Source organism: Thalassospira lucentensis (assembly GCF_032921865.1).
GTDB classification, from domain to species: Bacteria; Pseudomonadota; Alphaproteobacteria; order Rhodospirillales; family Thalassospiraceae; genus Thalassospira; species Thalassospira lucentensis_A.
The window spans coordinates 4,445,661-4,457,974 of record NZ_CP136684.1 but is presented as its reverse complement, the minus strand read 5'-3'; the positions used below and the strand labels follow the sequence as shown (position 1 = coordinate 4,457,974).

At 53.5% G+C, this 12,314-nt stretch carries 10 protein-coding genes and 1 tRNA gene; 8 read left to right on the top strand and 3 right to left on the bottom strand.

Translation table 11 applies throughout. The features are described from left to right. Positions 1-144 precede the first annotated feature (144 nt). Positions 145-1,893, top strand: a complete 1,749-nt coding sequence (araD, locus tag R1T41_RS21450; RefSeq protein ID WP_317339159.1) for an L-arabinonate dehydratase — start codon at positions 145-147, stop codon at positions 1,891-1,893. A 163-nt stretch (positions 1,894-2,056) separates the two neighbouring features. Here araD and R1T41_RS21445 read toward each other — a convergent pair. Together R1T41_RS21445 and R1T41_RS21440 are read right to left on the bottom strand one after the other, a co-directional pair. Further along, positions 2,057-2,133 (bottom strand) — tRNA-Val (locus tag R1T41_RS21445). A 79-nt stretch (positions 2,134-2,212) separates the two neighbouring features. Next, positions 2,213-2,896: an HAD-IA family hydrolase gene (locus tag R1T41_RS21440; RefSeq protein WP_317339156.1), complete on the bottom strand. Its 684-nt coding sequence runs from the start codon at positions 2,894-2,896 to the stop codon at positions 2,213-2,215. 245 nt (positions 2,897-3,141) lie between these two features. Here R1T41_RS21440 and glmU point away from each other — a divergent pair, with 245 nt between their 5' ends. The 5 genes from glmU (at position 3,142) to rfbA (ending at position 9,260) form a co-directional block, all read left to right on the top strand. Continuing rightward, a complete protein-coding gene (glmU, locus tag R1T41_RS21435) occupies positions 3,142-4,485 on the top strand; it encodes a bifunctional UDP-N-acetylglucosamine diphosphorylase/glucosamine-1-phosphate N-acetyltransferase GlmU (RefSeq protein WP_317339153.1) in 1,344 nt (447 codons plus the stop codon). Positions 4,486-4,546: 61 nt separating this feature from the next. Further along, a complete protein-coding gene (glmS, locus tag R1T41_RS21430; protein ID WP_317339150.1) occupies positions 4,547-6,370 on the top strand; it encodes a glutamine--fructose-6-phosphate transaminase (isomerizing) in 1,824 nt (607 codons plus the stop codon). Between the two features lie 44 nt (positions 6,371-6,414). Beyond that, positions 6,415-7,470 (top strand): dTDP-glucose 4,6-dehydratase, encoded by a 1,056-nt coding sequence (gene rfbB, locus R1T41_RS21425; protein WP_317339148.1) that lies wholly within the window; start codon positions 6,415-6,417, stop codon positions 7,468-7,470. Between the two features lie 2 nt (positions 7,471-7,472). Beyond that, positions 7,473-8,375: a dTDP-4-dehydrorhamnose reductase gene (rfbD, locus tag R1T41_RS21420; protein ID WP_317339146.1), complete on the top strand. Its 903-nt coding sequence runs from the start codon at positions 7,473-7,475 to the stop codon at positions 8,373-8,375. 3 nt (positions 8,376-8,378) lie between these two features. Continuing rightward, positions 8,379-9,260, top strand: a complete 882-nt coding sequence (gene rfbA, locus R1T41_RS21415; protein ID WP_097052401.1) for a glucose-1-phosphate thymidylyltransferase RfbA — start codon at positions 8,379-8,381, stop codon at positions 9,258-9,260. 20 nt (positions 9,261-9,280) lie between these two features. Here the strand turns inward: rfbA and rfbC are convergent, their stop codons facing one another. Further along, entirely contained in the window at positions 9,281-9,832 is a 552-nt protein-coding gene (rfbC, locus tag R1T41_RS21410; protein WP_317339144.1) for a dTDP-4-dehydrorhamnose 3,5-epimerase, read from the bottom strand. Positions 9,833-10,290: 458 nt separating this feature from the next. Here rfbC and groES point away from each other — a divergent pair, with 458 nt between their 5' ends. Both groES and groL read left to right on the top strand, forming a co-directional pair. Further along, entirely contained in the window at positions 10,291-10,578 is a 288-nt protein-coding gene (groES, locus tag R1T41_RS21405; protein WP_007090384.1) for a co-chaperone GroES, read from the top strand. A gap of 59 nt (positions 10,579-10,637) precedes the next feature. Beyond that, positions 10,638-12,293 carry a chaperonin GroEL gene (groL, locus tag R1T41_RS21400; RefSeq protein WP_062952040.1) on the top strand — a complete coding sequence of 552 codons (1,656 nt, stop codon included), beginning with the start codon at positions 10,638-10,640 and terminating at the stop codon, positions 12,291-12,293. Positions 12,294-12,314 lie beyond the last annotated feature (21 nt).

Genomic DNA, 12,314 nt, shown 5'->3' with positions numbered 1-12,314 from the left:
ACGAGGAACGGCACGGTTCGGTCAGGATCAATTGTCTGGGGTCAGGTAATTGCAAAGCCGTGCCGTTCAAAGTCCCCCATATGGAATGCCACATCCATATGGGATCGGACCCGTCTCGATAAAAACTCATAAAGGAGAACGGGCATGACGAAGTTCAAACCGGCGGCATGGCCGCGTGTCCTGCGCTCGCAGGAAGGCTGGTTCGGTGGAACCAGCAAGGACAATATCTATCACCGTAGCTGGATGAAGAATCAGGGCCTGCCGTCCGATTTGTTTGACGGTCGTCCGGTGATCGGGATTTGCAATACCTGGTCGCAATTGACCCCCTGCAACGCGCATTTGCGCGATCTGGCGGAGCGCGTCAAGCACGGCATTTACGAAGCCGGTGGCTTGCCGCTTGAATTCCCGGTTTTCTCGGCGGGTGAGAGCACATTGCGCCCGACCGCCATGATGTTCCGCAACCTTGCGGCCATGGATGTTGAAGAAGCGCTGCGCGGAACGCCGCTTGACGGTGTGGTTCTGATGGTGGGCTGTGACAAAACCACCCCGGCACTTCTGATGGGGGCTGCCAGCGTTGATATCCCGGCGATCGTGGTTACCGGCGGGCCGATGCTGAACGGTAAATGGCGCGGGCAGGATATCGGTTCGGGCACGTCGCTTTGGCAGCTTTCCGAAGACCGCAAGGCTGGCAAGATCAGCACCGAGGATTTCCTTGAAGCCGAAATCGCCATGTCGCGTTCGCCCGGTTCGTGCAACACGATGGGCACCGCATCCACCATGGCCAGCATGGCCGAGGCATTGGGCATGGCGCTTTCGGGCAATGCCGCGATCCCAGCCGTGGATAGCCGCCGCCGCGTGATGGCGCATGTGACGGGCCGCCGGATCGTGCAGATGGTCAAGGATGATCTGAAACCATCGGACGTCATGACCAAGGAAGCGTTTGAAAACGCGATCCGGGTCAATGGTGCGATTGGCGGTTCGACCAATGCGGTGATCCATTTGCTCGCCATTGCCGGGCGTGTTGGCATCGACCTGACACTTGATGATTGGGACCGTCTGGGCCGTGATATTCCGACGATTGTGAATCTGCAGCCATCGGGCAAATACCTGATGGAGGAATTCTTCTATGCTGGTGGTTTGCCCGTCGTGATCAAGGCGCTGGGCGAGGCGGGCAAGCTGCATAATGATGCACTGACCGTTTCGGGCGACACCATGTGGGATCAGGTCAAGGATGTGCAGAACTGGAATGACGATGTCATTCGCCCGTTCGAAAAGGCCCTGACCCAAAGCGGCGGCATCGCGGTTGTCAAAGGCAACCTTGCGCCCAATGGTGCGGTTTTGAAACCGTCGGCGGCAACACCGGCGCTCCTGACCCATCGCGGTCGTGCGGTGGTGTTTGAAGACATCGATGATTACAAGGCCAAGATCTATGACGAGAACCTTGATATCGATGAAAACTGCATCATGGTCCTGAAAAACTGCGGGCCGAAAGGCTATCCGGGGATGGCCGAAGTCGGCAATATGGGGCTACCGCCCAAAGTACTGCGCAAGGGCATTACCGACATGGTGCGTATTTCCGATGCCCGCATGAGCGGCACGGCCTATGGCACGGTTGTCCTTCATACATCCCCCGAAGCTGCTGCTGGTGGCCCGTTGGCGGTGGTGCAGAATGGCGACATGATCGAGCTGGATGTGCCAAACCGCAAACTGCATCTCGATATCAGTGACGAGGAGCTTAAAAAGCGCCTTGATAACTGGAAATCAACGGTGCCGGTACCCGAAAGTGGCTATGCGTACCTGTATTACAAAAGCGTTATTGGAGCGGACAAGGGGGCCGATTTCGACTTCCTCGTCGGTCATCGTGGCAAGGAAATTCCGAAAGACAGCCACTAGATCAAATCTCCCGCAAGACGCGATAGCGTTGATTGCGCACTCCGACCGGTCGGCAGGAAACTGCTGACCGGTTTTTTGTTCTTCACACATAATAAAGACGGTCAGTTTCCCCGCGGGTGGATTGCGCGGGCAATTATGTGAAAGGATCGATTGTTTGGGAAAATGGTGGGCGTAACAAGATTCGAACTTGTGACCTCTCCCGTGTGAAGGGAACGCTCTAACCAACTGAGCTATACGCCCGAATTCGGAAATCGCGGCCCGGTTGGGTGGCTTGTTTTCCGTCGGTAGCGCGGGGTTATAAGGAGGTGATCCGGGGGTGTCAAGCAGCCTGTTTGACGATTTTTCCGATCACGTCCGGCAGAGTTTCAAATGCAGTAACAACCCCGTCCGCGCCCAGATTTTTTGCATGTGTATCATCGACTTCAAAGGCAACCGCAATGGCCGGAATGCCAAAATCGCGCGCGGCATTCACATCATTGGCGTGATCGCCAACCATGATGGCAATATCACCCCGTGCCCGATCATATCCGGCTTGATCAAGGGCGAATGTCAAATGGCCGCCATCGGGCTTTTTAACGTCCGTTGCATCACCCCCCGCAATCACGGCAAACAGATCGGACACACCCAGCCTTTCAAGAATGCGTTTGCAGGGGGCTGTGGGCTTGTTTGATGCCAGACCGATGATCCAGCCATCGGACGCCAGATTGCGAAGGGTTGCTTCGGCATTTTCAAACAGCCGGGTATGGGCATAGTCGGTGCTGATATAACGCGTGGTGAAATCGGCTTCGTAGTCATCAAGTTGTTGACCATCAATCGTGAGCCCACGCGCATCAAACGCGCGTTTGGTCAGCATTTTGGTGCCATCGCCCAGCATGGCTTCGAGCTCGGGACGGGCGAGTGGCGCAAGGTCGTGGGCGGCAAGGGTTTCGTTCATCGCAAACAGCAGATCATCCACCCCGTCAATCAGGGTGCCGTCAAGATCGAACAGGATGAATTTTGCCATTTTGCGATGCTGCCTTTGAAAACGAATACCAGTTTATCGGACCTTAACCGAAATGGTGCCATTAACAAACGGTAACATCTGCTAACACGAAGTAACAAAACGTGATTCTTTCGGGGCTTTTGCCTTTGGGGATTATAGGTTAGGAGTTGCTTCAAATCGGTTGTGGCAGGTTTGGACGAGCATATTGTGGTCGGATCGAAACAAAAGGGGACGCCGTGCAACGCATGGCACTAAAGGGTTAAAGCATGTCGCGTGAATTAAGTGTGGTGGTTCTGGCTGCGGGTATGGGAACGCGAATGAAAAGTGCGCTTCCGAAGGTCATGCACAAGGTTGCAGGCAAGCCGATGGTCAATCATGTAATTGATACGGCGGCAAACCTGAATGCAACCAAAACCATGGTTGTTGTCGGCCCCGATATGCCCAAGCTGATTGAAGCCGTTTCCCCGCATCCGACATTCGAACAAACGGATCGGCTTGGAACCGCGCATGCGGTGCTTGCCGCCAAAGAGGCCCTTCGTGGCCTTATGGGCAATGTGCTTGTGCTTTATGCCGATAGCCCGCTTTTTACCGCCGAAACCTTGTCGCGCCTTGTTGCCGCGCGTGAGGATGGCGATCACGCGGTTGCGGTTCTGGGCTTTCGCCCGGAAGATCCAACGGGCTACGGGCGCCTTGTGACCGACCCGGGAAATGGCGAGTTGCTGGCGATTGTTGAAGACAAGGAATGTGACGAAACGCAACGTGCGATCAATTTTTGCAATTCCGGTGTGATGTGCTTTAGGGCGGAAAGCATGATTGAAACCCTTGAAGCAATTGGAAATGCCAATGCCAAGGGCGAATATTACCTGACCGACGCAGTCGAGGTGGCGCGTGCCAACGGAAACAGTTGCGTTGCCGTCGAGGTCGCCGAGGAAGAAACACTTGGTGTGAATTCCAGAAGCCAGCTTGCCGTGGCCGAGGCGCTGATGCAGGAACGCTTGCGGGAGGCGGCGATGGCCAATGGTGCGACGCTGATTGATCCGGGATCGGTTTATCTGGCGTGCGACACCAAACTGGGCCGTGATGTGATTATCGAACCAAATGTGGTTTTTGGACCGGGTGTTACGGTTGGCGATGACGTGACGATCAAGGCCTTTAGCCATCTTGAAAGCTGTGTCGTGGGTGATAAGGCCGATATCGGTCCCTATGCCCGGTTGCGGCCGGGGGCGGAAATTGGTGCCGGTGCCCGGGTTGGCAACTTTGTCGAGATCAAAAAGGCTGTTGTTGAAGATGGGGCGAAGGTCAATCACCTGAGCTATATCGGTGATGCCCGGGTCGGGGCAAAGGCCAATATCGGGGCCGGGACCATCACGTGCAATTACGACGGATACCGCAAACAGCATACCGATATCGGGGCTGGTGCATTTATCGGCTCCAATTCGGCATTGGTTGCCCCTGTAACGATAGGCGAGGGTGCCATTATTGGTGCGGGCAGCACGATTACTGGCACGGTCGAGGCCGATGCTCTGGTGATTGAGCGTGCGCAAAGGCTTGATAAGCCGGGGTGGGCCAAGCTATTTCGCGAAAAGATGAAGGCCCTTCTGGGCAAGTAACGGTAATTGACGCGCCGCATTTGCGCGCGACGGGCAAAATTTCGACGGGGAAGACAGTAATATGTGCGGCATTATCGGCATTATCGGCAAGAACAGCGTCAGCGACCGTATTCTTGAGGGGCTCAAGCGGCTTGAATATCGTGGCTATGACAGTGCCGGGATTGCAACGCTTGTGAATGGTCATATCGACCGTCGCCGTGCCGAGGGCAAGCTGATCAATCTTGCCAACCGTCTTGTTGAACAACCGTTGTCGGGCGATGTCGGGATTGGTCACACCCGTTGGGCAACGCATGGTGTGCCGACTGAAAACAATGCCCATCCGCACACTGACGGCAAGGTCGCAGTGGTGCATAACGGCATCATCGAAAATTATCAGGAAATCAAGGCGGAGCTTTCCAGCAAGGGCCGGGTTTTTGCCACGGATACCGATACCGAGGTTATCGTTCATCTTGTGTCTGAATTCCTTGATCAGGGCAAATCGCCGCGTGATGCGGTTGCCGCCACCTTGCATCGCATCGAGGGTGCCTTTGCACTGGTGATCATGATTGCCGGGCAGCATGACGTGATTTTCGGTGCGCGCCGTGGTACGCCGCTTGCGGTTGGTCTGGGCGAGGGCGAGATGTATCTTGGATCGGACGCCATGGCACTGTCGCACCTGACGAACAAGCTGATTTACCTTGAAGAAGGTGATTGGGTCGAAGTGACCCGCGATGGCGTTCAGGTCCGTGACGAGCATGACAATGACGTTACCCGCGAAACCAAGCTGTCGGCTGTTTCCGGGGCCATGATGGGCAAGGGTAACTATAACCATTTTATGCAGAAGGAAATTTTTGAACAGCCTGCGGTAATTGGCGATACGCTCCATGCCTTCATCAATCCGGCGACGCGCACGATCAAACTGCCTGATATGCCGTTTTCGTTTAATGATGTCAGCCGGTTGACGATTGTCGCGTGTGGCACGTCCTACTATGCCGGTATGGTGGCAAAGCACTGGATCGAACGTTACGCCGGACTGGGCGTTGATATCGATATTGCGTCTGAATTCCGCTATCGCTGCCCGCCGCTTCCCAAAGGGGGCGTTGCGCTATTCCTTTCGCAGTCTGGCGAGACGCTTGATACCCTGGCGGCCCTTCGTTATGCCAAGTCCAAGGGGCAGAAGATCGTTTCCATTGTCAATGTGGCGGAAAGTACGATTGCACGCGAAAGCGATGTGGTCTTGCTGACCTATGCCGGTCCGGAAATCGGGGTGGCTTCGACCAAGGCATTCACGACGCAGTTAACCGTTCTCGCCTGCCTTGCGGTGACGATCGGACGTGATAACGGCACGCTTGCCAAGGACGAAGAGGCCGCCATTGTCAATGCGTTGACCGAAGTGCCAAAACATGCGGCGGAAGTTCTTCATCATGACAATGAGATCCGCGAGCTTGCGATCAATATCGCAGATGCACGCGATGTGCTTTATCTGGGGCGTGGTCTTGGCTATCCGATTGCGATGGAAGGGGCGCTCAAGCTTAAGGAAATTTCCTATATCCACGCCGAAGGATATGCTGCAGGCGAGATGAAGCATGGCCCGATTGCCCTGATCGATCAATCGGTACCGATCATCGTGATTGCGCCGTCCGACGAGCTGTTTGAAAAAACTGCATCGAACATGCAGGAAGCGGCTGCACGTGGCGGGCGGGTGATTTTCCTTTCCGATGCAGAGGGGCTTGCGAAGCTTGGTGATATGGCATCCGCCACGGTTGAACTGCCAAAGGTTGCCGATTTCGTTGCGCCAATCCTTTATACGATTCCGGTACAGATGCTGGCCTATCATGTGGCTGTTCACAAGGGGACGGATGTCGATCAGCCGCGTAACCTCGCCAAGTCGGTTACGGTGGAATAAAGTCGTTATTTTGGGCGACAAAGGCGGACAAACGGGCGGGGCTGATGAAACTCATTGTGACAGGTGGTGCAGGGTTTATCGGGTCGGCGGTCTGCCGGCTTTTGGCCGGGCAGAAAAAGATCGAGGTTCTCAACCTTGATAAGCTGACATATGCGGCCGATTTGCGCACTGTTGAAAGTGTTTCTTCGTTACCCAACTATCGTTTCGTGAAGCAGGATATCTGCAACCGGGCGGAACTTGACCGGATATTTGATGATTTTCAGCCCGACGCTGTGATGCATCTGGCGGCAGAAAGCCACGTAGACCGTTCGATTGATGGGCCGTCTGAATTTATTCAGACGAACCTTGTTGGCACATTCACACTGCTGGAAGCAGCACGGGATTATTTCAACGGCTTATCTGCCGATAGGAGGTCGAAATTTCGATTTCACCATATTTCGACTGACGAGGTATATGGTTCGCTTGGGGACGAGGGGCTTTTTACAGAAGAAACCCCCTATGCGCCCAATTCGCCATATTCTGCAAGCAAGGCGGGATCGGATCACCTGGTGCGCGCCTGGCATCATACGTATGGGTTGCCGGTGATTATCAGCAATTGTTCGAATAATTACGGGCCCTATCAATTCCCCGAGAAGCTGATCCCTCTGATGATCCTGAATGTTTTGCATGGCAAGGAATTGCCGGTTTATGGCGATGGTAAAAATACGCGGGACTGGCTTCATGTTGAAGACCATGCTGATGCGCTTTTTACCATTTTGACTGAGGGCAGAATTGGCGAGAAATACAATGTCGGTGGTTGCAACGAAGTTGCAAATATTGAGGTTGTACGCAGCATCTTTGACGTTGTAACTCGCTTCGAGTTCGACGCTGTGAAAAGTGACTTCGAGGCACAGGTTCGGTTTGTCACTGACCGCCCGGGGCATGACTGGCGGTATGCGATTGATCCATCGAAGATACGCGACGAGCTTGGCTGGGAACCAAAACACAGCTTTGAAAGCGGTCTGGAGCAGACTGTGAAATGGTATCTGGCAAATCGGGCGTGGTGGGAGCCGATCCTGAAAGATAAATATGCAGGTGAGCGGCTCGGAACGGTGAAATAGTGATGATTAATGCACTTGTCTTTGGCGCAAACGGCCAATTGGGACGAAGTCTGGCGCTATGTGGTGCGACTTTCCCGCAAGTCCGTTTAATACTCATGGATCGAAGCAAGTGTGATTTATCTGATCTGTCGATAATTGCTTCGGCAATTCGGGACAATCAGCCGCATGTTGTCATCAATGCTGCTGCTTATACGGCTGTTGATCTTGCCGAAAATGATCGTGAGAACGCCTATCAGGTCAATTGCGATGCGGTTGATATGATGGCCCGGGCTGCCGACGATCTTCATATTCCACTGATCCATTTTTCAACCGACTATGTTTTTGATGGGGGGGCAAACCACCCTTATCGGGAAGATGATCCGGTCGCGCCACTTGGCGTTTACGGTGCCAGCAAACTGGCAGGCGAAAACGCGGTTAGGGTTGCGGCTAAACGTCACCTTATTTTCCGTACAGCCTGGGTTTACAGCCCGTTTGGCAAGAATTTCGTTAAAACGATGCTGGGATTGATGGCACAACGCGATGCCTTGACGGTCGTGAATGATCAGCGTGGATGTCCGACATCGGCAATTGATCTGGCGAATGCAACATTGCGATTGTTGCCGTTGATAGTTGATCCGGCTTTCTCCGGATTTGGGACTTACCATCTTGTTGCCGGTAATCAGATGACGTGGTTTGATTTTGCCAAACGTATTCATGATGCTGCGGTTGAGCAGTTTGGGGCAAACTGGACCGGAAGAAATTGCAGGATTGATCCGGTAAGCTCTGATGCCTTTCCAACGATTGCCAGGCGTCCAGCCTATTCCATAATGTCGACACAAAAATTTACCGATACTTTCGGTTATGGGCTGCCCGATATTTCGGAGAGCCTTCCGGCATGTTTGAACAATCTTGAAGCGGGCGGATAGAAAATGCGTAAAGGCATCATTCTAGCGGGTGGAACGGGATCGCGATTGCACCCGTCAACGATGGTTGTGTCAAAGCAGCTTTTGCCGGTTTACGATAAACCAATGGTTTACTACCCGCTGACTACGTTGATGTTGGCTGGAATCAGAGAAATTCTTTTGATCAGTACGCCGCGAGATTTGCCGTTATTTCGCGAACTGTTGGGCGATGGTCAAAGGTGGGGGCTCCAGATCGAATATGCGGTACAGGAAGAACCTCGCGGTCTTGCCGACGCGTTTAGGGTCGGGGCAACTTTTATAGGCAACGACCCGTGCTGCTTGGTTCTGGGGGATAACATATTTTTCGGGCATGGTTTGACCGAGCTTTTGGGCAATGCGATGAGGCAGACCGCCGGTGCAACGGTTTTTGCCTATTATGTGCAGGACCCGGAACGCTACGGTGTTGTCGAATTTGATAACAATGGAATGGCAAAGGGAATTGAGGAAAAACCGAAAGAGCCGAAATCGAATTATGCCGTGACCGGGATGTATTTCTATGACGCGCAGGTTGTTGAAATCGCCAGAACCATAAAACCATCGGCGCGTGGCGAGCTTGAAATTACCGATGTCAATAATGCGTATCTGGAACGTGGGCAGTTGCAGGTGGAAAAGATGGGGCGCGGATATGCCTGGCTTGATACTGGAACCCACGGTGCGATGCTTGATGCCGCAAACTTTGTTGAAACAGTAGAAAAGCGGCAAAGCCTTAAAATTGCTTGCCCCGAAGAAATAGCATTACGCACAGGCCTAATTGATGAGGGTCAATTTGAAAAGCTGATTGATGCTTTTGGTGCCAGTTCGTATCGCGACTATCTGCGATCCGTTTTGCGCAGCCTGCATCGGATGTAATCCCGGGTTTAGCTTCGGTCTCAGACCATTTTGAGGTAGTCCTTGAACGACATGGCATTGGCATCTTTGGCCGAAAGTACCAACCGGCTTTCATCCATCGGCCAATCAATCGCAAGATCAGGATCGTTCCAGAGAATGGTCTGCTCCGCAGATGGGGTGTAAGGGCGACTTACCTTGTAGACAACTTCTGTATCGGGGGCGAGCGTCAGAAAACCGTGGGCAAAGCCGCGCGGAACAAAAATCTGGTTCCAGTCATCTGCGTTGATTTCGGCAATAACCGATTTGCCAAGTGTCGGCGAATTGGGGCGAATGTCGACCGCGACATCAAGGATGCGGCCACGCAAAACCCGAACGAGTTTATCCTGGGAAAATGGTTCGCGCTGAAAATGCAGGCCACGTAAAACACCGGCGGTTTTTGACAGCGAATGATTGTCTTGGACGAAGCCTTGGGTAATCCCGGCTTTTGCAAACACGTCTTGATTATAGGTTTCAGAAAAGAAGCCCCGCTCGTCTTCGAATTTTTTCGGGAACAGCAATTTTACCTCGGGGATTTCCAGAGATTCAAGCTTCATAGAATCACCTTTTTGGAAGGGGGGGCAAACCGCAGGCCAGCGTTCCGGTCGGGCCAATGTTCAACAATACGAATATCTCACTTAACATAACTTATAAAGATGCTTGGGACCTTGGTTGAAACAAAATCTCGGAAAGCATCTACCAGGGTGGGTATGACAGATATGAGGAATGACGTCACAATATTGCCCTTTGTCATGAGACTGCGCGCGTGATAGAGATATTTCACCGAAATGATCATGACGCGGTGCGCGGGCAAAGGGCACCGATTTAATTCTCGCAAGTGCGAGAAAAACCCTGAAATCATGACATTTTTGCGTCCTTTTGCTCTCTTCTGTTGACAAATTCCGATGGCTTCAATACATGCTGTTAGCACTCGCCGGGGGTGAGTGCTAATACGGGCTCATCCCGGTTAGTTTTGTACTTAATCGAGCCATACTTAAACACGGAGTTGTCTAACATGAAGTTCCGTCCGTTACATGATCGTGTGCTGGTGCGTCGTGTCGAATCCGACACCAAGACTGCCGGTGGCATCATTATCCCGGATACCGCGAAAGAAAAACCGCAGGAAGGCGAGATCATCGCTGTCGGTTCCGGTGTTCGCAAAGAAGACGGCTCGCTTGTCGCGCTTGACGTCAAGGCTGGTGACAAGGTTCTGTTCGGCAAATGGTCGGGCACCGAAGTCAAGGTCGATGGCGAAGAGCTGCTGATCATGAAAGAGTCCGACATTATGGGCATCATGGAATAAGTCAGCCTTCTGGTGACTTAAATCCACGTTCATCCGTCTCATAGAGAGGAAAGAATATTATGGCTGCTAAAGAAGTAAAATTCTCCACCGACGCACGCGCGAAAATGCTGCGTGGTGTCGACATCCTTGCTGATGCCGTTAAAGTGACGCTCGGCCCGAAAGGCCGTAACGTTGTCATCGAAAAGTCCTTCGGCGCACCGCGCGTGACCAAGGACGGTGTTTCGGTTGCCAAGGAAATCGAACTTTCTGACAAGTTCGAAAACATGGGCGCACAGATGCTGCGCGAAGTGGCTTCCAAAACCGCCGATCTGGCTGGTGACGGAACCACCACTGCAACCGTTCTCGCACAGGCAATCGTTCGTGAAGGCAACAAATCCGTTGCTGCCGGCATGAACCCGATGGACCTGAAACGCGGTATTGATCTTGCGACCACCAAAGTAATCGAAGCCATCCAGGGCCGTGCACGTAAAGTGTCGGGCAAGGATGAGATTGCTCAGGTCGGTAACATTTCGGCTAACGGTGACCGTGAAGTCGGCGACATGATCGCTGAAGCCATGGAAAAGGTTGGCAATGAAGGCGTTATCACCGTCGAGGAAGCCAAAGGCCTGCACACTGAACTCGACGTTGTCGAAGGCATGCAGTTCGACCGTGGTTACCTTTCGCCGTATTTCGTAACCAATCCGGAAAAGATGGTTGCCGAACTCGACAACCCGTATGTTCTTCTGTTCGACAAAAAAGTTTCCTCGCTGCAGCCGCTGCTGCCGCTTCTGGAAGCTGCCGTTCAGTCGGGCAAGCCGCTTCTTATCATTGCTGAAGACGTCGAAGGCGAAGCTCTTGCGACGCTGGTCGTCAACAAGCTGCGTGGCGGTCTGAAAATCGCTGCTGTCAAAGCACCGGGCTTCGGCGACCGTCGCAAAGCAATGCTCGAAGACATCGCCATCCTTACCGGTGGTCAGGTTGTCTCCGAAGACCTCGGCATCAAGCTTGAGAGCGTAACGCTCGACATGCTCGGTACCGCGAAGTCGATCACCATCACCAAAGAAGAAACCACCATCGTTGATGGTGCCGGTGAGAAAGCACAGATCGAAGCCCGCGTTGGCCAGATCCGAGCACAGATCGAAGAAACCTCTTCGGATTACGACCGTGAAAAACTGCAGGAACGTCTGGCGAAACTCGCTGGCGGTGTTGCCGTAATCAAAATCGGCGGTGCTTCGGAAATCGAAGTGAAAGAACGCAAAGACCGCGTTGATGATGCCCTGCACGCAACCCGCGCTGCTGTCGAAGAAGGCATTGTCGCTGGTGGTGGTACGGCCCTGCTGTACGCAACCCGTGCTCTTGACGGTCTTGAAGGTGCAAACCACGACCAGACCATCGGTGTCGACATCGTTCGTCGCGCGCTGCAGGCTCCGGTCCGTCAGATCGCTCAGAACGCAGGTGTTGATGGCGCGGTTGTCGCTGGCAAGCTGCTTGAGCAGGATGATGTTGAATTCGGCTTCGATGCCCAGAAAGGTGAATACACCAATCTGGTCAAAGCAGGCATCATCGATCCGGCCAAAGTTGTTCGTACTGCCCTGCAGGACGCAGCATCGGTCGCAGGTCTGCTGATCACCACCGAATGCATGATCGCTGAAAAGCCGGAAGACAAATCCTCCGGTGGCGCGCCTGACATGGGCGGCATGGGTGGTATGGGCGGCATGGGCGGTATGGGCTTCTAAGCTTTACCACCAACCGACCTT